Genomic DNA, 25045 nt, shown 5'->3' with positions numbered 1-25045 from the left:
GTACGGAAACGCACCGGAATCCCCGGTTCGTGCCCTCGCTGGTGATGTGACCGATTCCATTCTCGTCACGGAGGGCTATGCTGCCGGGGCGACGATGCACGCGGACCGTTTTGACCGGGCCGCCTTTCGGGTAGCGATGCAGATCGTGCACCTGACTCATCTACACGGCAGCACCAACGCGCTGGAGGTTGCGTTGACCGACGACGTCCTGGTCGTACACGGAGGCACTCCGCTCGAAGGGCGGATCCGCGTGCGCGGCGCGAAGAACCTCGTGTCCAAGGCGATGGTCGCCGCCCTGCTGGGCGACACCCCCAGCCGGCTGTTCGACGTGCCCCGGATCCGCGACGTGGAGGTCGTCCGCGGGCTTCTCGGCCTGCACGGCGTCAAGGTCAGCGACGGCGAGGAGGACGGTGAGCTGGTCTTCGACCCGTCCAACGTCGAGAGCGCCAGCACCGACCAGATCAATGTGCACGCCGGTTCCAGCCGGATCCCTATCCTGTTCTGCGGCCCGCTGCTGCACCGGCTCGGTCACGCCTTCATCCCCGACCTGGGCGGCTGCCACATCGGCCCGCGCCCGATCGACTTCCACCTCCAGGCGCTGCGCGAGTTCGGCGCGACCGTGGAGAAGACCCCGGAGGGGCTGCACCTGTCGGCGCCGAACGGGCTGCACGGCACCAAGTTCGCCCTGCCCTACCCGAGCGTGGGCGCCACCGAGCAGGTGCTGCTCACCGCGGTGATGGCCGAGGGCGTCACCGAGCTGCGCAACGCGGCGGTGGAGCCCGAGATCATCGACCTGATCTGCGTGCTGCAGAAGATGGGCGCGATCATCAAGGTGCACACCGACCGGGTGATCGAGATCCAGGGTGTGAAGCGGCTCAGCGGCTACACCCACCGGCCGATCCCGGACCGGATCGAGGCGGCGAGCTGGGCGGCGGCCGCGCTGGCCACCCGGGGGCACGTCGAGGTGCTCGGCGCCCAGCAGGCCGACATGATGACCTTCCTGAACATCTTCCGCTCGGTCGGCGGCGAGTACGAGGTGACCGACCTCCGCCCGCCGCGCGGCGGCGGGCCGGGCCAGGAGGGCGGCATCCGGTTCTGGCACCCGGGCGGCGAGTTGAACGCGGTGGCGCTGGAGACCGACGTGCACCCCGGGTTCATGACCGACTGGCAGCAGCCCCTCGTCGTGGCGCTGACCCAGGCCCGTGGCCTGTCGATCGTCCACGAGACGGTCTACGAGCAGCGGCTCGGCTACACCGAGGCGCTGAACTCGATGGGCGCCAACATCCAGGTCTACCGGGACTGCCTGGGCGGCACCCCGTGCCGCTTCGGCCGCCGCAACTTCAAGCACTCCGCGGTGATCGCCGGCCCGAGCAAGCTGCACGCGGCCGACCTGGTGATCCCCGACCTGCGGGCCGGTTTCAGCCACCTGATCGCGGCCCTGGCCGCCGAGGGCACCTCCCGGGTCTACGGCGTCGACCTGATCAACCGGGGCTACGAGGACTTCGAGGCCAAGCTGGCGGACCTGGGCGCGCACGTCGAGCGTCCCTGAGGTCACACCCGACTTACCGCGCCCGGTGCACCCGCGATGTGCACCGGGCGCGGCTGGTTGGCTACCCTTGCCGGCGTGCCGTCGCTGTTTCGCCGTAAGCCCACCGACCTCGTCGAGGAGTCCGTCACCCCGGTGACGACCGACGAGGCGTCCGCCGCCGCCCAGTCGCGGGGCTACACGCCCGCCAAGGGGCGCGAGACCCCGAAGCGCCCGGCCGCCGGCCGGCGCCCCGCCGGGCCCGCGAAGCCGCTGACCAAGGAGGAGGCCCGGGAGCAGCGCCGCGCGGCGCGCGCCGAGTCCGCGGCCGAGTTCCGGCGCGAGGGCGGCCCGCGCGACCGGGGCCCGGAGCGGCTGCTGGCCCGCAACGTGGTCGACTCCCGGCGTACGGTGGGCACCTGGTTCTTCGGCGGCGCGCTGATCGTGCTGCTCGGCTCCAACCAGGCCATGCCGCCGATCGTCCGGCTGCTGTCGAACGTGCTGTGGGGCGCGCTGGCGCTCGGTGTGGTGGTCGACTCGGTGCTGATCGCGCGGAAGATCAAGAAGCTGGTCCGCGAGCGCTACCCCAAGAGCACCGAGCGGCTCGGCTCGCTCTACTTCTACGCGATCATGCGGTCGATCACGTTCCGCAAGATGCGCGCCCCCGCGCCCCGGGTGAACGTCGGCGACAAGATCTGACCGGGCCCGCCCGGAGTCGGCCCCTTCCCGCCTCGGCGGGGAGGGGCCGATGTCGTCGTCAGGCCACTCCGAGCAGGCGCAGCAGCGCGGTGGTGCCCGCCGCCGCGACCACGATCAGCACGAAGGGCGCCCGGCGCCAGGCGAGCAGCAGGCCGACCAGCACGCCCGCGGGCCGGGCGTAGCCGGCGAAGCCGCCGGCCTCGGTCAGCGTCGCGGTGGCGGCGAGCGCGGCCAGCAGCGCGGCGGCGCCGACCGGCAGCAGTTGGCGGGACCAGTCGGGCAGGTCCAGCCGGTCGCGCAGCAGCACGCCGGCGACGCGGAAGCCGTAGGTGCCGGCAGCCAGGGCGAGGATCACGGCGATCAGCACGGGACCTCCCCGGCCCGCACGACCCGTCCGGCCCCGTCGCCGTCCGCCGATCCGCCGCCGGGATCGTCCGGTGCGGCACCCGGGTCGCCCGGCCCGCCGGTCGACCGCCGGCGGCCCAGCAGGGGCAGGACCAGCGCGGCGAGTGCGAGCAGCACCGGCAGCCCGGCCGGCAGCAGCGGGGTGGCAAGCACGGCCAGCCCGGCGCCGGTGAGCGCCACCCGGCGGGTCTCCCGGTCGCGCAGGCTGGGCAGCAGCAGGGCGGCCAGCCCGGCCGGGAAGGCGGCGTCGAGCCCCAGGGCGGCCGGGTCGCCGACCGCGCCGCCGGCCAGCACGCCGAGGCCGGTGCCGGCGTTCCAGGCCAGGAAGAGCAGCACCCCGGCGAGCCAGAACGCCCGCCGCCGCCCCGGCCCGGCCGGGCGGGCCAGCGCGAACGCGGTCGCCTCGTCGGTCATCAGGTGGCTGCCGAGCAATCGCTGCCGGCGCCGGGAGCCCAGTGCGCCGCCGAGGGCCAGGCCGAACGGCAGGTGCCGGGCGTTGAGGAGCAGGCCGGCGAGGACCGCCGCGAGCGGGCTGCCGGCCGCGATCAGGCCCACGGCCATGAACTGGGCGCCGCCGGCGTAGACCAGCACCGACATGGCGAGGGTGGCCCAGGCGGGCAGGCCGGCGGCCACGGCCACGGCACCGAAGGAAGCGCCCACGGCGAGCATCGCCGCGCCGATGGCGGCGACGTCGCGGAGCACCCGGGCGTCGCCCGTTCGATATGCCGTACGCATGGTCCATTATCCTGAACGCAAGGACCCGCGTTCGTCAAACCGAACAAACCGACCGTTGGAGCGAACACATGGCGATCGACCCCGCTCCCCCGCTCGCCACGATCGCGGCCGCCCTGCGCCGCGAGCGCGACCGGGCGGGCCTGTCGCTGACCGAGCTGGCCCGCCGCGCCGGCATCGCCAAGTCCACCCTGTCGCAGCTGGAGTCCGGGGCCGGCAATCCCAGCGTGGAGACGCTCTGGGCCCTCGGCGTGGCGCTGGGCGTGCCGTTCAGCCGCCTTGTCGAACCGCCCACCGCCGCCGTCCGGGTGGTGCGGGCCGGCGAGGGGCCCCGGATCCGCTCCGAACACGCCGACTTCTCGGCCACCCTGCTCGCCGCCGGCGCGCCGCACACCCGGCGGGACGTCTACGTGATGGAGCTGGAACCCGGGGCGGTACGGCTCGCCGAGGCGCACACCCCGCGCAGCGTCGAGCACGTCGTGGTCGCCGCCGGGCGGATGCGCGTCGGCCCCGAGACCGACCTGGTCGAGCTGGGGCCGGGCGACTACGCCACCTTCCCCGGCGACACCCCGCACCGGTACGAGGCACTGGCCCCCGGCACCTTCGCCGTGCTCGTCATGGAACACCCGTGAGCGCGGGCGCTCAGCCCACCTCGGCCGGCGCGCGGTAGAGCCGCGCCACGACCTCCTCGATGTCCGGCTCCACGATCGAGATGTCCCGCAGCGTGGCGAGGCCGGCCAGCCCGGCCACCACCTCGGCGACGCTGGCCGACTCCAACGCGAAGACCAGCCGGCGCCCGTCCGCCTCCACCCGCTGCACCGGCGCACCCGGCAGCACCGGCGGCGCGGGCAGCGCGGCGTCCAGCTCGGCGACCACCATCCGGCGGGAGCCGTACCGGCTGTGCAGGGCGGCGATCGACCCGTCGTGCACCACCCGCCCGTGGTCGATCACCACCAGGCGCCGGCAGAGCCGCTCGATGTCGGCCAGGTCGTGGGTGGTGAGCACCAGCGTGGTGTCGCCGGCCCGGCCCAGCTCCGCCAGGAAGCCGCGGACCGCCTGCTTGCTCACCACGTCCAGCCCGATGGTCGGCTCGTCCAGGAAGAGCACCTCGGGGCCGTGCAGCAGGGCGGCGGTCAACTCGCCGCGCATCCGCTGGCCCAGGGAGAGCTGCCGGACCGGGGTGTCCAGGAACTCGTCCAGGTCGAGCAGGCTCCGGCAGCGGGCCAGCCGGGCCGCGTGCTCGCCGGGCGCCACCCGGTAGACGTGCCGCAGCAGCGCGAACGAGTCCCGCAGCGGCAGGTCCCACCAGAGCTGCGAACGCTGCCCGAAGACCACGCCGATGCGCAGCGCCAGGCGGGTCCGGTCGGCCACCGGCCGCAGCCCGCAGACCCGGGCCCGTCCCGCCGAGGGCGTCAGCACCCCGGTGAGCATCTTCAGCGTCGTGGACTTGCCGGCGCCGTTCGGGCCGATGTAGCCGAGCATCTCGCCCCGCTCCACCCGCAGGTCCACCCCGTCGACCGCGGCGACCGTCCGCTTCTCCCGGCGCAGCCGCCCGGCCTTCACCCGCACGGTGAACTCCTTGCGCAGCCCGTCCATCTCGATGACGTTCATGACCCCGTACTCCGGTAGTGACGGATCCCGACGCGCCACGCCACGGCGGCGACCGCCGCGGCGACAAGCGCGACGCCGGGCGAGGCCCAGCCGACCCAGGGCGGCAGGCCCAACGGGTCGGCCCGGCCCAGCAGCGCCAGCGCCGGGTGGTAGCTGACGAAGGCGAAACCCAGCCCGTACGCGAAGAGCGCGCGGAACCAGCCGCCGTAGACGGTGACCGGGTACGAGGTGAAGTCGCGCCCGCCGTAGGTGACCGAGTTGGCCAGCTCCCCCGAGTCGATCCAGTAGAACGACACCGTGGCGGTGGTGACGAAGACCGCGGCAAAGAAGACCACCGCGGCCGGCGGGGCGACCAGGGCCAGCGCCACCCGGCCCGGCGTCCACTCGATGCCGGCCGAGGCGAGCGCGAACACCAGCACCGCCAGCCCGAAGACCGCCCGGGAGACCTTGCGCAGCGGCAGGTCCATGAGCAGCAGCTGGGGCAGCGCGGCCAGCGGCCGGACCAGCACCGCGTCGAAGAGCCCGGTGCGGACGTACCGGGGCAGCCGCTCGATGTTGCCGACCAGCAGGTCGGCGGTGGCGAACGCACACGACGACAGGCCGACGACCACCAGCGTCTCCCGAAGCGTGAACCCGCCCAGCTCCCGGGTGACCCCGAAGAGCACCAGCACGGTCATCACGTCGAACACGGTGGCGCCCATGTTGCCGACCAGGTCCACCACGAACGAGGTCCGGTACGCCGCCTGCGACCGGGCCTGCGCCCCGAGCAGCGCCCGGTACGCCCGCAGCCTCCCCGGCTCAGCCACCCTGGACCACCAGCCGGTGCTCGGCCCGGCGCTGCACCAGCCGGCAGAGCGCCAGCAGCAGCACCGCCCAGCCGAGCTGGAGCCCGACCAGGCCGAGCTCGGTCGGCATCGGCTCCCGCTCGACCAGCACGTCCAGCGGGATCTGCAACAGGCTGGGGAACGGGGTGGTGTACCGGAGCGTGGCCTCCAGCCAGCCCGGGAGGAAGCCGAGCGGGAAGTAGAGGCCGGCGAGCACGCCGGAGCCCAGCGTCCAGAGGATCAGCGGCCCGCGGACGTCCTGCAACCAGTACGCGGTGGCGTTGACCAGGTAGCGGCAGGCGAAGCAGGCCACCACGGCGAGCAGCACGGAGAGCCCGAACAGCGGCAGGGTGGCCCAGTGCCGGGGCAGGTAGACCTCGAAGAAGAACGGGCCGATCACCACCGGCGGCAGCAGCCGGGCCAGCGAGGCGTACCCGGCCCGGCCCAGGTCCGTGGCGAGGTAGCTGGTCACCGGGTGCACCGGGCGGAGCAGGTCGGCGGCGATCTCCCCGGTCCGGATCCGGTCGGCCAGCTCGGTCCAGCCCCAGATCGCGATCACCGCGAGCAGCCCCTGCCCGGCCCAGACGAAGGTGCCGAGCCGGGCGCGGTCGTAGCCGGCCACCGTGCCGGCCGCACCGGCCACCGCGAGGAAGATGTAGCAGCGCAGGAAGCCGAAGACCGTGTTGGTGACGACCCCCGCCACGGCGGCCTGCCGGTAGGTGGCGTGACGCCGGAAACCGGCGGCGGCTATCGCGCCGAATGTCCGAAACCATCGGGTAACGTTTGGATCCGTGGGCGGTGCCACAGTGGCGGTGACAGAGCCCACGCCGCTACCCTCCTTCCGCAGCCACGACGTGCTGGACCGGGCGACTCTACCGGCACGAAGGGCGCCCAGCGCGACAATTTCCAACGAGGTGACATCGCCGTGAGCGAGCGACGCGAGCCGGCCCCGGGGCCGCGCCGCGCGGGCGGCGACAGGGTCCCCCGATGAGCGGCTGGGACCGCTGGCGCGAGCTGGCCGAGCCCTCCTGGGCGGCCGAACCCACCCACGAGTGGCGTCCGCAGTTCCCCGGGCAGCGCTACCCGGGCGACATCGGGCTGGAATACCTGACCCCGCCCGCGCCGCGTGGCCGGGCCTCGGCGGTCGGCCGGGCCGAGGTGCACCCGGTCAGCCCGGCACCCGGGGGCGAGGAGGCATACCCGGTCAGCCCGGCGGGACCGGACGACGACCGCCGACGCGGCGTGTACCCGGTCAGCCCCGCCGGACCCGACGACCTCGACCGGCGCCGCGGCGCGTACCCCGTCAGCCCGGCGGCGCCCGACGACCTCGACCGGCGCCGCGGCACGTACCCGGTCAGCCCGGCGGGACCCGACGACCTCGACCGCCGACGCGGCACGTACCCCGTCAGCCCCGCCGGGCCCGACGACCTCGACCGGCGCCGCGGCACGTACCCCGTCAGCCCGGCGGCACCCGACGACCTCGATCGGCGACGCGGCGCGTACCCGGTCAGCCCTGCCGGGCCGGACGACCTCGACGGTCGGCGCGGCGGGCGGCCGGGCGGGGACGGGCGGCGGCCGGAGGACGGTCCCCGGCGCGTCGTGCCGGGCGACCGGTTCGACCAGCGGTGGGTGCGGCCCGAGTCGGCGCGCGGGACGGCGCCGCACCGGCCGGTCTCCCCCGCCGCGGAGCCCGGCTGGATGCCGGAGCCGGAGGAGCACCCGCACCACGCGCCGCCGCGATCGGGCCGACCGGAGCAGCGTCGCGCACCCGCGGCCGGCCCGGTGGACCGCCGCGAACCGGCGTTCGACGGCCGGCGGGACCGGGCGTTCGAGGGCCGACGCGAGCCGGGATTCGACGACCGCCGTGAGGCGGGGTACGACGACCGCCGTGAGGCGGCCTTCGAGGGCCGGCGGGATCCGGCGTTCGACGGGCGGCGTGATCCGGCGTTCGACGGGCCGCGGGATCCGGCGTTCGACGGGCGGGCGGGCCGGCGGGAGACCGACCCCGGGCGTCCGGAGCGGCGCGACCAGGACATGCGCGGTCGGGGGGACGAGGGATTCGCCGGCCGCCGCGACGCCGGTGCGGCCCGCCCGGACCGGAGCCCGGACTTCCGCCAGCCGGGCGATCCTCGTCTCGACGGGCCGCCGCGTGGCGAGCCGGGTCGGGGCTACGACGGACCGCCGCGGCGGGAGCCGGACCGGGCTCATGACGGACCGCCGCGCCGGGAGGCGGCCGCGCGGGCCGAGACGTACCGGGAGGCGCCCGAGGCCGGGCGCCGGCCGGCGGACCCGTACCGCGCCGAGCCGGGCCGGTACGGCGAGTCGCGTCCCGCCGCCTTCCGGCCGGAGGAGCGCCGGGAGGGTCAGCGCCCTCCGGGCGACCGCGCCCGCCCGCACCACGGAGAGTGGCCGGTCGTCGAGCGGCGACCGCGCACCGAGCCGGCCGCGTACCGGCCCGACGAGCGGCACCGCCCGACGGTCGACCGGCCCGGCCCGGACGGCCGCCCCGGCCGCCCGGTGGACGAGGCGGCCCGCTACGACGGTCGCCGCCCCGAGTCGGGCAGCCCGCTGCCCGACGGCGTCGGCGCCCGGCCGCAGCCGGCCCGTCGTCGCCCGGAACCGGTGGACGGCCGGCCCGGGCCGGTTCGTCCCCGGCCGGAATTCACCGGTCCGCGCCCCGAGTCCGTCGGGCCCCGACCCGAGTCCGTCGGGCCCCGGCCCGAGTCGGTCGGGCCCCGGCCCGAGTCGGTCGGGCCGCGAGCGGAATCCATCGGTCCTCGGCCGGATGCGGTCGGGCCTCGACCTGACTCGGTCGGAAACCGGCCTGACCCGGTCGGACCTCGACCGGAGTCGGTCGGATCCCGGCCTGACTCGGTCGGACCCCGGCCTGACTCGGCCGGACCCCGGCCGGAGTTCCGGCCGCGGCCGGACGGGTGGCAGGGGCGGCCGGGCGAGCCCGGGCCGGCCCGCCCGGGCGACGGTTGGCGACCGCCGGTCGAGCCGGCCGCGCGTGCTCGTCCCGAGGACCTGCGGGACCGGCCGGTGCGCCCCGACGAGATCAGGCCGCAGCCCCAGCCCGGTGCCCGACCGGACCAGCCACGCGAGGCGGCCATGCCGGCCGCCCCGGCCCGCCCCGGGGAGCGGACGGACCGGCCGATGGCGCCGCCTCCGCCGCGCCCCGACGATGCCCGCGAGCGGCCCCTGCCACCGGCGCGGCCGGACGAGCGGCGCCAGCCGGCCATGCCGGCCCCACCGACCCGGCCGGACGACGTCCGGCGCCCGCCGGTGGAGCCGGCGGCCCGACCGGATCCACGCCGGGCGGAGCCCATTTCGGGCGCACCGTTGCCCGCCACGCCGATCTCGGACGCGCCGCTACCCGCCACGCCGATCTCCGGCGCACCGCTGCCCGCCACGCCGATCTCGGACGCGCCGCTGCCGGCCATGCCGGTCTCTCAGACACCCCTGCCGGCCACGCCGGTCTCGGACGCACCCCTGCCGGCCACGCCGGTCTCGGGCACACCGGTTGCCGGCGCACCGGTCTCCGGCATGCCCGCGTCGGGAGTACCCGTCTCCGCGCCGCCGGCCTTCGGGACGCCCGGGTCTGGACGGCCGGTGTCCGGGCCGCCCGTGTCGGGCCCACCCGTTTCCGGGGCACCGGTCTCAGGGGCTCCCACGTCCGGCGCGCCCACCTCCGGCGCGCCCACCTCCGGCGCGCCCACCTCCGGCGCGCCCACCTCCGGCGCGCCCACCTCAGGTGCGCCCGGCTCGGGCCGGCCCACCGGCCCGGGCGAGCGACCGGGCGATCGGTTCGACCGGCCGGTGTCGGCCCCACCCAGCTATCCCACGAAGCAGCCGGCAGCGGACGGTGCCGGGACCGCCACCTCACCGCAGGCTCGGCCTCTCGACGCGCCGGCAGCGGCCACCGCGGCCCGGCCCGCCCCACCCGCCTACCCGGGGCCGGGAGTCGGCCGGCCGGAGCACCCCGTCAGCCCGACCCGGCCCGCCGAGGGCACGGCCGTCAGCCCGACCCTGCCCGCCGAGGGCACCCGGCCGGGCAGCACCGCCGGTCCGACCACGCCCGCTCGGGCCGGCCGGCCGACGGACGAGCGCCCCGAGACGACGCCGACCGGCCCGGGTTCGCCGCACGCGGGCGACCTCGCGTCCACGCCGGACGCTCCCGACGCGAACGGTGAATTCAGCGAGGTCGCCGACCGGGCGGCGACGCGGCCGGCCGAACCGGCGGACGGCGACGCGGAGGCCTGGTTCCGGGGGAGCGAGCCGGTGTCGCCGGCCGCTCCGGCGGGGGCGTCCGATCCCGCGCACGCGGATGCGCCGGCGTCGTCCCCCGCGGCCGGTCCGATCGATCCGCCGGTCGTAGGGCCGGTCAGCGCGCCACCGACCGGTCTCCCCGTCGACCACAGCCACGCCGCCGACCCGGCGGACCGGCAGCCAGTCAGCGCCGCGCCCGAGCCTCGGGTGGCGCTCCGCCCAGAGGCAGCCGCACCCCGCAGCGAGCGGTCGGCCCCCGCTCTCGACGTCCGGGCCGATTCGGATCCGGCGGTCGAGCGGTCGACGGAACCCGCCCCCGCCCCGGTCGGCTCGGGCACCGCCGGCCGTACATCCGACGCCCGGCCCGTCTCCGGCCCGCCCGAGCCGGTGACCGACGTCCCGGCGCAGCCGGAACCGGCGCCCGCCGCGCCTCGGTCCGGCGCGCCCGGGTCCACCACCACCGCGGCACCGTCCACAGCCACCGCCCCGGACCGACCCGCTCCGGCGCCGTGGACGCCACCGGTTGCCGAGCAGTCCGGCACCGACGCACGGCTCGCCGCCAGACCCACACCGGCCCCGCCCGGGCCCGTCCCGGCAACGCCTGCGGCGAACCCCGGCACGCCAGCCCCGGCAACGCCCACGCCAAGCACCGCCGCACCCGTCTCGGCGACGCCCGCGCCACACGACGCCGCGCCCATCTCGGCAACGCCTGCGGCGAACCCCGACACGGCCCCGGCAACGCCCACGCCAAGCACCGCCGCACCTGTCTCGGCAGCGCCCGCGCCACACGACGCCACGCCCGCCGCCGGCCCGTCCGCCCCGGCAGTACCGTCCGGGCAGCCCACCGGCGCCGCAACACCGGCACGGACGGCCAGCGAAGGCACGTCGGCGGCCCCCGCACCGCGTCCGCCGATCGACGCCGCCATGCCGGCGGAGACCCTCCAGGAGGCCACGCCCTCCAGCGTCACCCCGGCTCCGTCACCGCGGACTCCGGAGCAGACCGGGGCGCCGGCACAGGCGGCACCCGCGCCGCGCGCACCGGAGCAGACCGGCGTGCCGGCACAGGGGACACCCGCACCGCGCGCACCGGAGCAGACCGGGGTCCCGGCACAGGCGGAACCGGCGGAGGAGGGCGCGGCACCGGCAGCCGCGTCGCGGGAGGCCGCCGCGACACCGCAGGAGCCGAGCCCCACCACCGACCGGCCAGATCCCGTCCCGGGTGCGCCGGAGGCGCAGGTACCGGCGCAGGCCACCCCCGCCGGGACGTCCCCCGATCCCGTCCCGGCCGAGGATGCTCCACTCGCCCCGACCGCCGGCTCGACCGCCGAGGAAGGGCCTGACGAGGAAGAGCCCGACCAGGAGGCGCCCGACGAGGAGGCGGCCGCCGACATCGAACGGCGGGAGGCCCGCCCGGCCGACCCGGAGCAGGCGCTGTCCGCCGTCCGCTGGCGGCTGCACCCGGAGACCCTCCGCGAGGAGGCCCCCGACCCGGCGGCGCTGCGGGAGATCCGGGACGGGCTCACGACCAAGCTCGGCAGCGCGCTGGACAACCGCAGCCGCGCCCGGCTGCTCAGCCTGCGGTCGGTGGCGTCCCGGATCCTCGGCGAGCTGGACGACGCCGTGGCCGACGCGCGGCTCGCCCTCACGTACGCGGAGGCCACCGGTGAGTTGCGGCGGACCGCGCTGGCCCGCGCCCGGCTGGCCGAGGCGTTGCGCTGGCGGGGCGAGCACGCGGAGGCGGACCGGCTCTTCGCGGAGGCCAACTCGCCGGAGCTGCCGGACCGGCTGCGCGCGGTGCTGCACGAGCACGCCGGCCGCTCCTGCTACGACCAGGGCCGGCTGACCGAGGCGTGCCTGCACTTCGAGCGGGCGCTGGACCTGCGCCAGGGTGACGACGGTGAGCTGAACGCGCGGACCACGCTGGCGTTGGACGCGGTCGCTGAGCGGGCCGCGACCGGCGGCTTCGGGCCGAAGCCGCGCAGCCGGGAGACGCTGCTCGGCGGCGAGCGGCACCCGGTGCCCACGTTCGACGAGGAGCAGGAGCTCTGGGGGTACGCGGACGCCGAGGGTGAGCTGGTCATCGGCCACCGGTACGCCGAGGTGCAGCCGTTCCGCGAGGGCCTGGCGTGGGTACGCCGCCCGGAGGCGTCCCGCTGGGCGCTGATCGACACGGCCGGCGCGGCGCTGATCGAGGCGAACAACGGCTACCGGGCGGTGGGCTCGTTCTCGGAGGGGCTGGCCTGGGTGTCGATGGACGGCAAGGGCCGGTGGATGGCGGTGGACCGGACCAACATCGTGAAGATCCCGCCGGGCTACGAGGACGTCCGGGCGTTCCGGGGCGGCCTGGCGGCGGTGCGGCAGAACGGCGGCTGGGGCGCGGTGGACCGGACCGGCCAGGTGGTGGTGCCGACCCGGTACCACGGTCTCACCACGTCGCTGGCCGACGGCCGGCACGTGGACGGCTTCACCGAGGACGGTCTGGCCGTGGTGGAGCTGGCCGGTCGCCGGGGTGTGGTGGACCGGACCGGGCGGGTGCTGGTGTCGCCGGCGTACCCGTCGCTGGTGGTGCACCCGGTGGCCTTCCTGGTGGGCGACGAGTCGGGCCGGTGGGGTGCGCTGGACCGGCGGGGTGATCTGCTGATCGACCTGGTGCACCCGGGCCGGGCCGCCGTGGTCGTGGAGATCGAACGGCTGCTCGCCGACACCAGCCCGGTGCTCTGAGACACTGCCGCCCGGCTGAGCGTCACACCCCGTCGCGCCGCACGCCGACCATGATCGGGCAGGTCTAGGGTCGGGGCATGGAATTCCGACACCTAGGCCGCTCGGGCCTACTGGTCAGCGAGATCTCGTACGGCAACTGGATCACCCACGGGTCGCAGGTCGAGGAGGAGGCGGCGACCGGCTGCGTGCGGGCCGCCCTGGACACCGGCATCACCACCTTCGACACCGCCGACGTCTACGCCGGCACGAAGGCCGAGGAGGTGCTCGGCCGCGCGCTCAAGGGCGAGCGGCGCGAGGGGCTGGAGATCTTCACCAAGGTGTTCTGGCCGACCGGGCCGGGCCGCAACGACCGGGGCCTGTCCCGCAAGCACATCATGGAGTCGATCAACGGCTCGCTGCGCCGCCTGCAGACCGACTACGTCGACCTCTACCAGGCCCACCGCTACGACTACAGCACCCCTCTGGAGGAGACGATGGAGGCGTTCGCCGACATCGTGCACTCCGGCAAGGCGCACTACATCGGCGTCTCCGAGTGGAAGGCGTCCCAGATCCGGGAGGCGCACGGGCTCGCCCGCGAGCTGCGCGTCCCCCTGGTCTCCAACCAGCCGCAGTACTCGATGCTGTGGCGGGTCATCGAGGCCGAGGTCATCCCCACCAGCGAGGAGCTGGGCGTCGGCCAGATCGTCTGGTCGCCGATGGCCCAGGGCGTGCTCTCCGGCAAGTACCTGCCGGGCCAGCCGCCGCCGGCCGGTTCCCGCGCCACCGACGAAAAGTCGGGCGCCGGGTTCATCGCCCGGTTCATGACCGACGACGTGCTCACCCGGGTGCAGCGGCTCAAGCCCCTGGCCGAGCAGGCCGGGCTGACCATGCCGCAGCTCGCCGTCGCCTGGGTGCTCCAGAACCCGAACGTGGCCTCGGCGATCGTCGGCGCGTCCCGGCCGGAGCAGGTGCACGACAACGTGAAGGCGGCGGGCGTGAAGCTCGACGCCGACCTGCTCAAGGCGATCGACGAGATCGTCGAGCCGGTCACCGAGCGGGACCCGGCGAAGACCGAGAGCCCGGCGCAGCGTCCGTGACGCTCTCCCGGGCCGGCGCGGCCTCCGCGCCGGCCCGGGACCCCGCGGAGGTACGCACGGCCGGGAGCACCCCGCCGCTGCGCGGCGGCTCCCGGCGGCGGAGGATCAGCCCTCCCAGAACCGGATGAGGTGCCACCCGAGGCCGTAGAGCTGGGGCGGCAGGCCGAGCAGGTCGCCGACGGAGAAGACGGCGCTGAAGAACCACCCGTTGATCCGCGGGCTCCACAGCAGCGCGAACAGCAGGATGAAGCCGTACGGGGCGAACAGGCCGTACATCCGCCGGTACTGCGGGGACAGCCACGGCTCGATCATGTTGCCGCCGTCCAGGCCCGGCACCGGCAGCAGGTTGAGCACGCTGGCGGTGAGCTGGAGGAACGCGAGCAGCCCCACGCCGGCCCAGAACTCCAGCGGGCCGCCGATCTCGCTGCCGACCCGCACGGCCAGCACCAGCACCAGGGTGAACAGCACGTTGGTGGCCGGCCCGGCCAGGCTGACCAGGGTGTGCCGCAGCCGGCCCGGGATGGCGTGCCGGTCGACCCACACCGCGCCGCCGGGCAGGCCGATGCCGCCGAGCAGCACCACGACCACCGGCAGCACGATGGACAGCAGCGGGTGCGTGTACTTCAGCGGGTTCAACGTCAGGTAGCCGCGGTGCGCGATGTCCCGGTCCCCGGCCCGGTACGCGACCACGGCGTGCGCGTACTCGTGCAGGCAGAGCGAGATCAGCCAGCCGGAGACCACGAAGAGGAAGACGTCGAACCGGACGCTGCCGAACCCGTTCCAGGTCATCACCCCGCTGGCCACGAAGATCGCGACCAGGGCGAGGAAGATCGCGCTGGGCCGGAACGCCGCCCGGGGCACCCCGAGCACCAGCGGGTCGCGCGGGCGGTCGTAGCCGGTCATTCGGCCGGGGGCAGCAGGCTCATCCGGTATTCCACCCGGTCGTCCTCCAGGAGCGCGACGGAGGTGACGCCGGACGCCGCGAGCTCCCGCCAGGCCTGGCCGATCCACGACTCGGCGTCCGCCTGGCTGGGGAACGACTCACCCGGCCCGTCGACCGAAGTGCCGTTCGTGCCCTCGTACCGCCAGCTCCACGCCATGCCGCGTCTCCCCTCGCCGCCGTCGCCCTGGGACGGAAACCCCCGCAAGCCTAGTCGGCCGGACGCGGGACGGCCCGGCCGCCACATGGATCATGCCCAACGCCCCGACCGGTACGGTGGCTCGGTGCTGACTCAAGGAGTGGTGCTCAGCGATCGCTATCGGCTGGGCGAACGCATCGCGACGGGCGGCATGGGGGCCGTCTGGAAGTGCACCGACACCCTGCTGGGCCGCGAGGTCGCGGTGAAGGTGCTGCTGCCTTCGCTGGTCGCCGATCCCGAGTTCACCACCCGCTTCCACGCCGAGGCCCGGATGCTGGCCGCGCTGCGGCACCCCGGCATCGTGCAGGTCCACGACTTCGGCTCGGCGACCCTCGCCGACGGCAGCCAGGTCAGCTACCTCGTGATGGAGTACGTCGACGGCGAGCCGCTGGTCACCTGGATCCGGCGCGCCGGCCGGCTCGACCCGGCGTCCACCATGTCCGTGGTGGGGCAGGCCGCGCACGCGCTGCACGCCGCCCACCTCGCCGGGATCGTCCACCGGGACGTGAAGCCCGGGAACCTGCTGGTCAAGCGGGACGGCACCGTGGTGCTGGTCGACTTCGGCATCGCCCGCGCCACCACCATGGCGGGCATCACGGCCGCGCACATGGTGCTGGGCACCGCCTCGTACATGTCGCCGGAGCAGGCCGCCGGCCAGCCGGTGTCGCCGGTGACCGACGTCTACGCGCTCGGCGCCGTCGCCTACTACTGCCTGGCCGGGCGGCCGCCCTTCGAGGGCGACAACCCGCTCCAGGTGGCCATGCGGCACGTCCAGGACGAGCCACCGCCGCTGGTGGGCACGCCGCCGGCGGTGGTCGAGGTGGTCGGCCGCGCGCTGGCGAAGCGTCCGGCCGACCGGTTCCCGAGCGCGCTCGCCCTGGCCGAGGCCGCCCAGGACGCCCGGGACGCCACCCTGGCCCGGCTCCCCGCCCCGCCCCGCCCGCCGTGGGCGGTCGCGGGTCCCGCCGTGCCGGGCGCGGCCGTCCTGCCGGCGCCCGCGCCCACCCCGGGCCCGCCCGGGGCAACGCCCTCCGCCGGCCAGCCGCCGGCCGGTCACTCGCCCGCCGGCCAGTCCCCTGCCAGCCAGCCGTCGGCCGCCCAGCCGCCGGCCGGTCAGTCGCCCGCGGCGTTCCCGGCGGCGCCGCTGTCCCCCGCCGGCCCAGTCGCCGCCGCGCCGCTGTCCCCCGCCGGCCCTGTCCCGGCCGCGCCGCTGTCCCCCGCCGGCTCTGTCCCGGCCGCGCCCACCACGCCGCCCGGTCCGTTTCCGGCCCCCGGGCACGCCTCCGCCGCTCCCAGTCCGGGCTTCGGCGCTTCCAGGCCCGTCCCAGGCACCCCTGGTCCCGTTCCCGGCGCCCCTGGGCCCGTCCCCGGCGCCCCCGGGCCCGTCCCCGGCGCTCCCGGTCCGGGCCTCGGCGCTCCCGGGCAGGGTTCCGCGCCGGGGCCGGTGTGGTCGGTCGGTGTAGCGCACCCGGGCGGACAGCCCGGCCACGGGTCGCTGCGGGACCGGCACGCCGGTTCGGGCGTGCCGCCGACGCTGGAGGAGCCGGCGGAGCGGCGGGGCCGCGGCCGGGCACTGGCGCTGGCCGGTGCGGCCGGCGTGGTGCTGGTCGCCGTGGTGACCGCCGTGGTCGTGGCGGTGCTGCGCTACCCCGACGACACGGACCCGGGGCAGCGCCCGGCCGCGCTGACCGGGGAGTCCGCGGTCGCCGACCCCGGGCAGTCGGAGGCGTCGGCCGAGGCCGGCGCCAGCGTCGGTGCGGAGCCGACGCCGAGCCGTACCGGGCGGCCGAGCCGGTCGCCGTCGGCCACGCCGAGCCGCCCGGCGGCGGGCGGCGGCAGCCCGTCGGCCGGTGACCCGGCGCCGACCACCGGCGCGCCCGGGCCGACCGGGAGCACGGCCGCCCCGCAGAAACCCAACCCGTACACGGCGGCGCAGGCGTGCGGCAGCGGCTACCAGGTGATCGACTCGGCGACCCTGACCGCCGGCGGGGTGCGCAAGGGGCGGGTCTACCTGCTCTACAGCACCGCGAGCAGCGCCAACTGCGTGGTCACCCTCAAGGACACCGATGTCGGGCGGGCCACCACGGTGACCGCGTACCTGGAGGTGAAGGGCAAGGCGCGGCACACCGAGAGCGGGGCCTACCAGTACTACGCCGGGCCGGTGCGGGCCACCGCCGCCGGGGTCTGCGTGAAGTGGGGCGGGTCGGCGGGCGGGGCCAGCTACGCCAGCCCGTTCGAGCACTGCGACTGACACCGGGGCGGCGGGCGGCGACCCGCCGGGCGGCCTTAAGGTACGGGCATGTCCGTAGACGGGTGGAACACCCTCCTGGTGCTCGGCGGTATCCGCTCGGGCAAGTCGGAGTTCGCCGAGTCGGTGGTCGCCGACGCGCCCACGGTCCGGTATGTGGCCACCGCACCCGCAGGGGACCCGGAGGACACCGAGTGGGCGACCCGCCTCGCGGCGCACCGCGCCCGCCGGCCGGGTAGCTGGACCACCGAGGAGACCGCCGCCGACCCCGGCCGCCTGGCCGCGGTGATCGCGGCGGCCGGGCCGAACGAGACGCTGCTCGTGGACGACCTGGGCGGCTGGGTGACCGTGCTGCTCGATCCGGCGCACCAGCCGGCGGACGACACGGCCACCATCGCGGAGCTGGCCGCGGCGGTCCGGGCCAGCGCCGCCCGGTTGGTGCTGGTCAGCCCGGAGGTGGGGCTGTCCCTGGTGCCCACCACGCCGCTGGGCCGGGCGTTCACCGACGCGCTGGGCGCGACCAACCGCGCGGTGGCCGAGGCGTGCGACGCCGTCGCCCTGGTGGTGGCCGGGCAGACCGCCTGGCTGAAGCCGGCCGCCGCACCCGCGACCGTCCCGGCGCACGCCGTTCCCGCACACGCCGTTCCCGCACAGGGCGGCCCCGCACAGGCGGGCGCGCCGGAGTTGACGGCGGCGAGCGCCCGGCCGGTGACGGACGTGCCCGACGAGGCGCTGCCCGAGGTGCTCACCCCGACCGTGGCGCCCACCCCGGCTCCGGCCCCGGCCGCGGCGGCCGGCCCGGCCGACTGGGCCGCGCCCACCATGGCGCTGCCGATGGTCGCGACCGGCCTGGTCATCCAGCCCGGCATGGAACTGCCGATGCCCGACGACTACACCGGCCCGCAGGCGGTCGACCGGCTCGCCACCCTGGACATCCCCGGCGCCGGCCTCGGCGTGCTGGAGCGGGTGGTCGGCTTCGCCGCCGCCACCCAGGGCACCGCGACCCCGACGCCGTGGGGTGCGGTGCGGGTGCTGCTGCTGCACGGCGACCACGAGGGCGGGGCGTCGGCCGGCGCGGTGCCCGGCGAGTCGGCCCGCCGCGCCCGGCAGGCGCGCGCCGGCAAGGGACCCCTCGCCCGGCTGGCCGCCGAGAACGGCGCGAGCCTCCAGGTGGTGGAGACGCCCACCTCCGCACCCATCGAGGAGGGGCCGGCGCTCACCGGCGAGGAGGTCGAGGCGGCCCTGCGCTACGGCTGGCGGCTCGCCGAGCAGGCCGCCGACGCGGGCGTACAACTGCTGGTGCTCGCGGCGTGCGGGGCCGGCACCGAGACGGCCGCCGCGGCGGTGCTGGCGGCCACGGCCGGCGCGGAACCCCCGGCGGTGCTCGGCCGGGTGGTGACGGAGCACGGCGAGTTCGACGACGCCGCCTGGATGGTCCGCTGCGCCGCCGTCCGGGACGCGCTGCACCGCACCCGGCGCTCCGCCCGGGAGGCCAAGGACGTGCTCGCCGAGCTGGGCGGCGGCGACGTGGCGGTGGCCACCGGCGTGCTGCTCGGCGCGACCGCCCGGCGCGTCCCGGTGCTGCTGGACGGTCCGGTCGGGGTGGCCGCCGGCATGGTCAGCCGCGACCTGGCCGGGCAGGCCCGGCACTGGTGCCTGCTGCCCGACCACGGCGGCCGGCCCGGTGTGCGGCTCGCCGCCGACGTGCTGGGCCTGACCCCGCTGCTGGACCTCCGGCTCGACCTTGGCGAGGGAGCGACCGCGCTGGCCGCCCTGCCGCTGCTGCGCTCGGCCCTGTCGCTCGCCGCCGGCCTGCCCGTGCACCCGGCCCTCGGCGGCGGGGACGACGAGGACTTCACCGAGCCGGAGCCGGCCGGCCCTGGACCGGCCAGCACGGAGCCCGAACCGGACTTCACCGAGCCGGGGCCGGCCGGCCCCGGACCGGCCAGCACGGAGCCCGAGCTGGACGTCACCGAGCCGGTGCCCGGCGGCCCCGGACCGGCCAGCGCCGAGCCCGAACCGGACTTCACCGAGCCCGAGCCCGCCGGCCCCGGACCGGCCAGCACGGAGCCCGAACCGGACTTCAGCGAGCCGGAGCCGGCCGGACCGGGCCCCACCACGATCGGGCCGGACGAGCCGGTCGCGCCCGGCCGACGTGCCGACTGAGGTCCGGTTCGGCGACGGGATCCGGCTGGCGCTCACCACCTTCACCACGGCGCCGGTGCGCGCCGGTCGGGTGGACCGGGCCGCGGCCGGCGTCGCCATGGCGCTGGCCCCGGTGGTCGGTGCGCTGCTCGGGGCGCTCCTCGGGGCGGTGCTGCTGCTCGCCGCGGCGGTCGCTCCCCCGCTGGTCGCCGCCGGGGTGACCGTCGGGCTGGGCGCGCTGCTCACGCGGGGGCTGCACCTGGACGGGCTGGCCGACACGGTGGACGCGGTCGGCTCCTACCGCCGTGGGCCGGCCGCGCTGGAGATCATGAAGAAGCCGGACGTCGGACCGTTCGGCGTGGTCGCCCTGGTGCTCGTACTCCTGCTCCAGACCGCCGTGCTCGCGGACCTGGCCGGGCGGTCCCGGCCGGCGGCGCTCGCGGCGGTGGTCGCCGCCACGGCGGCCGGCCGGCTGGGTGTCGCGCTGGCCTGCCGGCGCGGGGTGCCCGCCGCCCGCCCGGAGGGCCTGGGCGCGCTGGTGGCCGGCACGGTGGGGCCGGTCGCGCTGGTGGCCGGCACGGCCGCCGTGGCGCTGCTGGCCGTGCCGGCGGTGCCCGGCCGCCCGTGGCAGGGGCCGCTCGCCGTGCTGGCCGCGCTCGCCGTCGCGGCCGGGCTGCTCCGGCACCTGGTACGCCGGCTCGGCGGGATCACCGGCGACGTGCTCGGCGCCCTCGTGGAGATCGTCACCACGCTGTCCTACCTGGGACTGGTGCTGTCCGCCTGAGCGCCACCCGTCCGGGCGGGTAGCGTTCTGAGGCGAGGTGCACCGGCGCGGTCGAGGGGGACGGCATGCTCATCACGGACGATTTTCTGCCCGTACCGGTGCCCGAGTCGCTGGACGCGACCTACCTGGTGCCGATCGTCGGCCTGCCGAAGGTGAGCCCGAAGACCGCCGTGGAGCGGCTGGCCGGCCGGCTCGCCGAGCCGGTGCACGGGCTGGCCCGGCAGATGCTGGACAGCCCGCTGATGACCGTGGACACCCGGCCGGTCAGCGAGTTCCCGGAGCTTCCGCCGGACCTGCTCACCGCGTTCGGGGCGACCGAGCCGCAGCTGGCCCGGCTGGCCGCCGCCACGCACCTCGTGGTGGTGCAGGCCGAATACCGGCCGGGCTGGCCGCCGGCGCACGAGTGGGCGGCCCGGGCGGTGGCCGCGGCGGTCGCCGAGACGGTCGACGGGGACGTCGTGGACGTCTTCGGGCTCCAGTTCCTCGACCCGGCCGCCGCGCTGCGGTCCCTCCCCGACGCCCAGGGCCGGATCCGGCTGGTCGACTGGGTGCTGGTGCCCTACTCGTCGGACGCCGACGGGCTCTGGTTCACCACCAAGGGGCTGCGCCGCTTCGGGCTGCTGGAGCTGCAGGCGCAGGGTGTGCCGGATCACCTCACCCGGGCGTGGGGCGCGGTGATGACCGGGGCCGCCCGCCGTCTCCTGCGGGACTGGACCGACGGGCTGTCCGGCGAGGAGGTGCCGGCGTTCGTGCAGCTCCCGGTGCTGGCCACGGTGACCGGGCACGACATCGCGGTGGCGTACGGCAATCCGGAGCAGCACGGCGCGACGGCACCCGTGCTGCTGCGGCTGGAGCTGGACCCGGCGACCGACCCGGACGCCGACTCGTTCCTCACCCTCAACCCGCCGCCGGGGCACCCGGGCCCGCCCGGCCGTTACTTCGCCGCCGCCTGCGCGACCCTGTTCAACGGCATCCAGCCCGACGTCCGGTACGCGCGCTCCGGCGACGCGATGAGCCGGGCCGTCGCCACCGCCCGGGCCGCGCTCGACGACATCCGGGCCCGCTTCCTGGCCGGCCTGCTCCCCACCGAGAGCCAGCTCGTGGTCAAGTACGGGCTGCCGGGCGACGACGGCCCGGAGTACGTCTGGGCCGGGGTGACCTCGTGGGACACCCCGGAGCGGATCGTGGGCGCGAGCGCCAGCGACGCCGCCGGCGACCCCACGGTCCGGATCGGCGCCCCCGTCGTGGTGGAGGCCTCCGACGTCGTCGACTGGGCCGTGCTGGACGGCACCGGCGTCATCGAGGGCGGCTGGACCCAGGCCGTCCTCGACGCCGGCGAACCCCCCACGGACTGAGCCGTCCCGTCCCCGTCGATCATGAAGTTGGCGGCGATCTCGATCTCCCTGAGTGCCGCCAACTTCATGATCGTTCGAGGAGCGGTCAGCGGACCGAAGGCTCCACGAAGGGTGGGCGGGTCAGGCGCATCTGGGCGCGGCGGCCGCGGATGTCGACCTCCAGCACCTCGCCGTCCGGGAGTTTCGGGTCGGTGTCGACCAGGGCCAGGGCGATGCCCTGCTTCTTCGTCGGGCTGAACGTGCCGCTGGTGACCGTGCCGACCTGCTTGTCGCCGGCGTAGACGGCCATGCCGGGGCGCGGGATGGCCCGGTCGACCGCCTCCAGACCGCGCAGGGTGCGGGCGGGGCCGGCGGCCTTCTCGGCCCGCAGCACGTCGCGGCCCCAGAAGGCCGGCTTGTCCCAGCCCACCGCCCAGCCCGAGCGGGCCTGCACCGGCGTGATGTCCAGGGAGAGGTCCTGCCCGTGCAGCGGGTACCCCATCTCGGTGCGCAGCGTGTCCCGGGCGGCCAGGCCGCAGGCGCGCAGCTCCTCCGCCTCGCCGGCGGCGAACAGCGCGTCCCAGACGGCGAGCGCGTCGCCGGCCGGCACGACCAGCTCGTAGCCGAGTTCGCCCGTGTAGCCGGTGCGGCAGACGGTCAGGTCGACGCCGTTCAGCGAGGCGGCCGAGAAGCTCATGTAGTCGTGCCCGGTGGGCAGGCCGAGCGCGTCCAACAGCTCCGCCGAGCGCGGCCCCTGGACCGCGAGCACCGCGTACGCCTCGTGCTCGTCGGTGACGATCACGCCGTCGGGCGCGGCGGCGCGCAACCGGGCGACCACCTCGGCGGTGTTCGCCGCGTTCGGCACCAGGAAGACGTGGTCGCCGGCGTACAGGTAGGCGATGATGTCGTCCACCACGCCGCCGGTGGCGTCGTCACAGCAGAGCGTGTACTGGGCCTTGCCGGGGGCGATCCGACCGAGGTCGTTGGACAGGCAGGAGTTGACGAAGTCCGCGGCGCCCGGCCCGGTGACACGGGCCTTGCCGAGGTGCGAGACGTCGAAGACGCCCACCCCGGTACGCACGGCGGTGTGCTCCTTGAGCACCCCGCCGCCGGCGTACTCCAGCGGCATCTCCCATCCCCCGAAGGGGGCGAACTTGGCGCCGAGCGCGGTGTGCCGCTCGTGCAACGGGGAACGGCGCAGCCGGGTCGCGGCGGCGTCGGAGGTCACCTCGGTCATGGGTGCGAACTTACCGGCCCGTGACCGGCTGGTTAGCATCGGCGGGACCGCCTGTTCGCCATCGGGTGCAGGCGGGACGTCCCGCCTGCGCCCATCGGCGGGACAGCCACGCATCCGGCGGGTAGGTTCGCCGCCGGAGACCTTCATCGCCGGTACGCGACGCCGCGGCCGGCCCGGCCCGCCCGGAGTAGCTTTCGTGACATCGCCCCGCACCACCCTCAGCCTGGTCGACACCGACCCCGCCGAACTCGCCGTCGACGCGATCGTGATCGGCGTGCACAGCCAGACCACCGAGCAGGAGGCCGGCTCACCAGCCGGCGCCCTGCTGCTGGCCAGCGGCGCGGAGAGCATCGCCGCCGCGTTCGACGGCAAGCTGACCGAGACGCTGGCCCTGCTCGGCGCCACCGGCGGCCCCGGTGAGGTGATCAAGCTGGCCACGCTGGGCACGGTCACCGCCCCGGTGGTCGTCGCCGTCGGCCTCGGCGCCGAGCCGTCCGGCGCCGCACCGGCCCCGGAGACCCTCCGCCGGGCGGCCGGTGCGGCCGTCCGGGCCCTGGCCGGCGCGCCCCGCGTCGCGCTCGCCCTGCCGCTGCCCGACGACGCCGACGCCCCGGCCGCGCTCCGCGCGGTCACCGAGGGCGCGCTGCTCGGCGGCTACCGGTTCGCCGGCTACAAGACCAAGCCGCAGCCGGCCCGGCGCGAGCCCGTGGCCGAGGTGCTGGTCGCGGTGCCGGACGCCGCCGACGCGACCGCCCAGGCCGAGGTCACCCGCGCCCAGGCCGTGGCCGGCGCGGTGCTGACCAGCCGGGACTGGGTCAACACCGCCCCGAACGAGCTGCGCCCGCCGTCGTTCGCGGAGGCCGTGGCCGCCGCCGCCCGCGAGGCCGGGCTCGGCGTCGAGGTGCTCGACGAGGCGGCGCTCGCCGCCGGTGGCTACGGCGGCATCCTCGCCGTCGGCCAGGGCTCCGAGGCCCCGCCGCGGCTGGTCAAGCTGACCTACACCCCGGAGGGCGGCGGCAACGGCAAGCGGGTCGCGCTGGTCGGCAAGGGCATCACCTTCGACACCGGCGGCATCTCGATCAAGCCGGCCCAGGGCATGTGGGAGATGAAGTCCGACATGGCGGGCGCGGCGGCGGTCGGCGCGGCCATGCTGGCCGTCGCGGCGCTCAAGCCGTCGGTCGCGGTCACCGGCTACCTGCCGATGGCGGAGAACATGCCGTCGGGCACCAGCTACCGGCCGGGCGACGTGATCACCATGTACAGCGGCAAGCGGGTCGAGGTGCTCAACACCGACGCCGAGGGCCGGATGATCCTGGCCGACGCCATCGCCCGGGCCTGCGAGGACGGCGCCGACTACCTGTTCGAGACCTCGACGCTGACCGGCGGCCAGGTCATCGCGCTGGGCAAGCGGATCGCCGGCGTGATGGGCACCCCGGAGCTGTGCGAGCGGGTCCGGACCGCCGGTGACGCGACCGGCGAGCCGGCGTGGCCGATGCCGCTGCCGGACGACGTGCGCAAGGGCATGGACTCTGAGGTCGCCGACATCTCGCAGGTCAACGCCGGCATGGACCGGGCGGGCCACATGCTCCAGGGCGGTGTGTTCCTGCGCGAGTTCGTCACCGACGACGTGGCCTGGGCGCACATCGACATCGCCGGCCCCGGCTACCACTCGGGCGAGGCCACCGGCTACTGGACCAAGGGCGGCACCGGCGTCCCGGTGCGCACCCTGCTGCACCTGGTCGACGACGTCGCCGCCAACGGCTGACGCTTCCGCCGCGCCGCAACGGGGCGCTCCCCTCGCCGGGGGGCGCCCCGTCCGCGTCTCCGGATCAGAACAGCTCGGGGCGGCGCTTGCGGCGCTCGTTGTAGTCGCGCATCCGCTGCGGGTAGCCCATGAGCCGGACGTCGTAGATCGGGATGGCCAGCCGGTGGGCGAACCGGCGGGCCTCCTCCGGCCCGCCGACCCGCCGCCGCGTCCACTCGCCGTCGCCGGCGATCAGCATGATCGTTGTTTCGGTGACCGTGGTCCGAGGTTCCACGTAGGCCTCGACGCCCCGCCGGGTGCGGACGAAGCTCTCAAGATGATCCAGATCGGCGCGGTCCGCGACCCGGTCGCGACTCACCGCGCCCGCCCGCTTGCGTCGTCGGAACAGCCCCACCGAACCCACTCCTCCCCCGGTCGTCATCGAAGACGGTGCCAAGCGTACGTGTCACCGACGTGTCGTTGGGCACCTCACTACGCGCCCCGTCCCCGGTGGTGACAAGATGACCGAGGTGGGGTGTGCCTGTTACTCCC

The 25045-nt window shown here is 76.3% G+C and carries 20 protein-coding genes; 11 read left to right on the top strand and 9 right to left on the bottom strand.

Annotated features, from left to right (window positions below):
• The first annotated feature begins 193 nt into the window (after positions 1–193).
• Both murA and ABZ452_RS06905 read left to right on the top strand, forming a co-directional pair.
• The gene (gene murA, locus ABZ452_RS06910) at positions 194–1549 is read left to right on the top strand and encodes a UDP-N-acetylglucosamine 1-carboxyvinyltransferase (RefSeq protein ID WP_151463225.1); all 1356 of its coding nucleotides are present in this window, start codon (positions 194–196) and stop codon (positions 1547–1549) included.
• Between the two features lie 75 nt (positions 1550–1624).
• Complete coding sequence (locus ABZ452_RS06905; protein ID WP_357939731.1) at positions 1625–2224, top strand: DUF3043 domain-containing protein; 600 nt, start codon at positions 1625–1627, stop codon at positions 2222–2224.
• 58 nt (positions 2225–2282) lie between these two features.
• Here ABZ452_RS06905 and ABZ452_RS06900 read toward each other — a convergent pair whose 3' ends face one another.
• The gene (locus tag ABZ452_RS06900) at positions 2283–2591 is read right to left on the bottom strand and encodes an AzlD domain-containing protein (RefSeq protein WP_357939729.1); all 309 of its coding nucleotides are present in this window, start codon (positions 2589–2591) and stop codon (positions 2283–2285) included.
• A complete protein-coding gene (locus ABZ452_RS06895) occupies positions 2585–3364 on the bottom strand; it encodes an AzlC family ABC transporter permease (protein WP_357939727.1) in 780 nt (259 codons plus the stop codon). The genes ABZ452_RS06900 and ABZ452_RS06895 overlap by 7 nt, the downstream gene beginning before the upstream one ends.
• Before the next feature lie 68 nt (positions 3365–3432).
• Between ABZ452_RS06895 and ABZ452_RS06890 the strand changes: the two genes are divergently transcribed.
• Positions 3433–3993: an XRE family transcriptional regulator gene (locus ABZ452_RS06890; protein ID WP_357939725.1), complete on the top strand. Its 561-nt coding sequence runs from the start codon at positions 3433–3435 to the stop codon at positions 3991–3993.
• 10 nt (positions 3994–4003) lie between these two features.
• Here ABZ452_RS06890 and ABZ452_RS06885 read toward each other — a convergent pair whose 3' ends face one another.
• The 3 genes from ABZ452_RS06885 to ABZ452_RS06875 are packed head-to-tail and all read right to left on the bottom strand — an operon-like array spanning position 4004 to position 6499.
• Positions 4004–4972 carry an ATP-binding cassette domain-containing protein gene (locus tag ABZ452_RS06885; protein WP_357939723.1) on the bottom strand — a complete coding sequence of 323 codons (969 nt, stop codon included), beginning with the start codon at positions 4970–4972 and terminating at the stop codon, positions 4004–4006.
• Positions 4969–5778 carry an ABC-2 family transporter protein gene (locus tag ABZ452_RS06880; RefSeq protein ID WP_357939721.1) on the bottom strand — a complete coding sequence of 270 codons (810 nt, stop codon included), beginning with the start codon at positions 5776–5778 and terminating at the stop codon, positions 4969–4971. The genes ABZ452_RS06885 and ABZ452_RS06880 overlap by 4 nt, the downstream gene beginning before the upstream one ends.
• Positions 5771–6499, bottom strand: a complete 729-nt coding sequence (locus tag ABZ452_RS06875; RefSeq protein ID WP_357939719.1) for an ABC-2 family transporter protein — start codon at positions 6497–6499, stop codon at positions 5771–5773. The genes ABZ452_RS06880 and ABZ452_RS06875 overlap by 8 nt, the downstream gene beginning before the upstream one ends.
• 2230 nt (positions 6500–8729) lie before the next feature.
• Between ABZ452_RS06875 and ABZ452_RS06870 the strand changes: the two genes are divergently transcribed.
• The 3 genes from ABZ452_RS06870 (at position 8730) to ABZ452_RS06860 (ending at position 13862) form a co-directional block, all read left to right on the top strand.
• Positions 8730–9989 carry a pentapeptide repeat-containing protein gene (locus ABZ452_RS06870; protein WP_357940058.1) on the top strand — a complete coding sequence of 420 codons (1260 nt, stop codon included), beginning with the start codon at positions 8730–8732 and terminating at the stop codon, positions 9987–9989.
• 1000 nt (positions 9990–10989) lie between these two features.
• The gene (locus ABZ452_RS06865; protein WP_357940056.1) at positions 10990–12786 is read left to right on the top strand and encodes a WG repeat-containing protein; all 1797 of its coding nucleotides are present in this window, start codon (positions 10990–10992) and stop codon (positions 12784–12786) included.
• A gap of 77 nt (positions 12787–12863) precedes the next feature.
• Complete coding sequence (locus ABZ452_RS06860; RefSeq protein WP_357939717.1) at positions 12864–13862, top strand: aldo/keto reductase family protein; 999 nt, start codon at positions 12864–12866, stop codon at positions 13860–13862.
• Positions 13863–13967: 105 nt separating this feature from the next.
• Here ABZ452_RS06860 and ABZ452_RS06855 read toward each other — a convergent pair whose 3' ends face one another.
• Together ABZ452_RS06855 and ABZ452_RS06850 are read right to left on the bottom strand one after the other, a co-directional pair.
• Positions 13968–14765 (bottom strand): site-2 protease family protein, encoded by a 798-nt coding sequence (locus tag ABZ452_RS06855; protein WP_357939715.1) that lies wholly within the window; start codon positions 14763–14765, stop codon positions 13968–13970.
• Entirely contained in the window at positions 14762–14962 is a 201-nt protein-coding gene (locus ABZ452_RS06850; RefSeq protein ID WP_357939713.1) for a hypothetical protein, read from the bottom strand. Before ABZ452_RS06850 ends, ABZ452_RS06855 begins: the two co-directional genes overlap by 4 nt.
• Positions 14963–15086: 124 nt before the next feature.
• On the opposite strand from ABZ452_RS06850, the gene ABZ452_RS06845 reads away from it, so the two are divergent.
• From ABZ452_RS06845 to ABZ452_RS06830, 4 genes are all read left to right on the top strand, one after another.
• Positions 15087–17252 carry a protein kinase gene (locus ABZ452_RS06845; protein WP_357939710.1) on the top strand — a complete coding sequence of 722 codons (2166 nt, stop codon included), beginning with the start codon at positions 15087–15089 and terminating at the stop codon, positions 17250–17252.
• Between the two features lie 48 nt (positions 17253–17300).
• Positions 17301–19415: a bifunctional adenosylcobinamide kinase/adenosylcobinamide-phosphate guanylyltransferase gene (locus ABZ452_RS06840; RefSeq protein WP_357939708.1), complete on the top strand. Its 2115-nt coding sequence runs from the start codon at positions 17301–17303 to the stop codon at positions 19413–19415.
• Complete coding sequence (locus tag ABZ452_RS06835) at positions 19405–20178, top strand: adenosylcobinamide-GDP ribazoletransferase (protein ID WP_357939706.1); 774 nt, start codon at positions 19405–19407, stop codon at positions 20176–20178. The genes ABZ452_RS06840 and ABZ452_RS06835 overlap by 11 nt, the downstream gene beginning before the upstream one ends.
• Before the next feature lie 65 nt (positions 20179–20243).
• Positions 20244–21533: a DUF2314 domain-containing protein gene (locus ABZ452_RS06830; protein WP_357939704.1), complete on the top strand. Its 1290-nt coding sequence runs from the start codon at positions 20244–20246 to the stop codon at positions 21531–21533.
• 85 nt (positions 21534–21618) lie between these two features.
• On the opposite strand, the gene gcvT is transcribed toward ABZ452_RS06830, so the two are convergent.
• Complete coding sequence (gene gcvT / locus ABZ452_RS06825) at positions 21619–22749, bottom strand: glycine cleavage system aminomethyltransferase GcvT (RefSeq protein WP_357939702.1); 1131 nt, start codon at positions 22747–22749, stop codon at positions 21619–21621.
• A gap of 196 nt (positions 22750–22945) precedes the next feature.
• On the opposite strand from gcvT, the gene ABZ452_RS06820 reads away from it, so the two are divergent.
• Positions 22946–24514, top strand: coding sequence for a leucyl aminopeptidase (locus tag ABZ452_RS06820; RefSeq protein ID WP_357939700.1), 1569 nt, complete (start codon positions 22946–22948; stop codon positions 24512–24514).
• A gap of 64 nt (positions 24515–24578) precedes the next feature.
• Here the strand turns inward: ABZ452_RS06820 and ABZ452_RS06815 are convergent, their stop codons facing one another.
• Complete coding sequence (locus ABZ452_RS06815) at positions 24579–24908, bottom strand: hypothetical protein (protein ID WP_357939698.1); 330 nt, start codon at positions 24906–24908, stop codon at positions 24579–24581.
• Between the last annotated feature and the right edge of the window lie 137 nt (positions 24909–25045).

Origin of the sequence: Micromonospora sp. NPDC005707, assembly GCF_040631005.1 — a bacterium.
In the GTDB taxonomy this organism is placed as follows: Bacteria; Actinomycetota; Actinomycetes; order Mycobacteriales; family Micromonosporaceae; genus Micromonospora.
The sequence above is the reverse complement of the archived record's forward strand: the minus strand, read 5'-3'. Positions and strand labels throughout refer to the sequence as shown.

What these genes read in the sequence shown, in the direction of transcription:
- ABZ452_RS06885 (WP_357939723.1), bottom strand. Translation starts at nt 4,972, where the DNA reads ATGAACGTCATCGAGATGGACGGGCTGCGCAAGGAGTTCACCGTGCGG.
- ABZ452_RS06860 (WP_357939717.1), top strand. Translation starts at nt 12,864, where the DNA reads ATGGAATTCCGACACCTAGGCCGCTCGGGCCTACTGGTCAGCGAGATC.
- gcvT (WP_357939702.1), bottom strand. Translation starts at nt 22,749, where the DNA reads ATGACCGAGGTGACCTCCGACGCCGCCGCGACCCGGCTGCGCCGTTCC.
- ABZ452_RS06890 (WP_357939725.1), top strand. Translation starts at nt 3,433, where the DNA reads ATGGCGATCGACCCCGCTCCCCCGCTCGCCACGATCGCGGCCGCCCTG.
- ABZ452_RS06850 (WP_357939713.1), bottom strand. Translation starts at nt 14,962, where the DNA reads ATGGCGTGGAGCTGGCGGTACGAGGGCACGAACGGCACTTCGGTCGAC.
- ABZ452_RS06855 (WP_357939715.1), bottom strand. Translation starts at nt 14,765, where the DNA reads ATGACCGGCTACGACCGCCCGCGCGACCCGCTGGTGCTCGGGGTGCCC.
- ABZ452_RS06830 (WP_357939704.1), top strand. Translation starts at nt 20,244, where the DNA reads ATGCTCATCACGGACGATTTTCTGCCCGTACCGGTGCCCGAGTCGCTG.
- ABZ452_RS06865 (WP_357940056.1), top strand. Translation starts at nt 10,990, where the DNA reads ATGCCGGCGGAGACCCTCCAGGAGGCCACGCCCTCCAGCGTCACCCCG.
- ABZ452_RS06895 (WP_357939727.1), bottom strand. Translation starts at nt 3,364, where the DNA reads ATGCGTACGGCATATCGAACGGGCGACGCCCGGGTGCTCCGCGACGTC.
- ABZ452_RS06840 (WP_357939708.1), top strand. Translation starts at nt 17,301, where the DNA reads ATGTCCGTAGACGGGTGGAACACCCTCCTGGTGCTCGGCGGTATCCGC.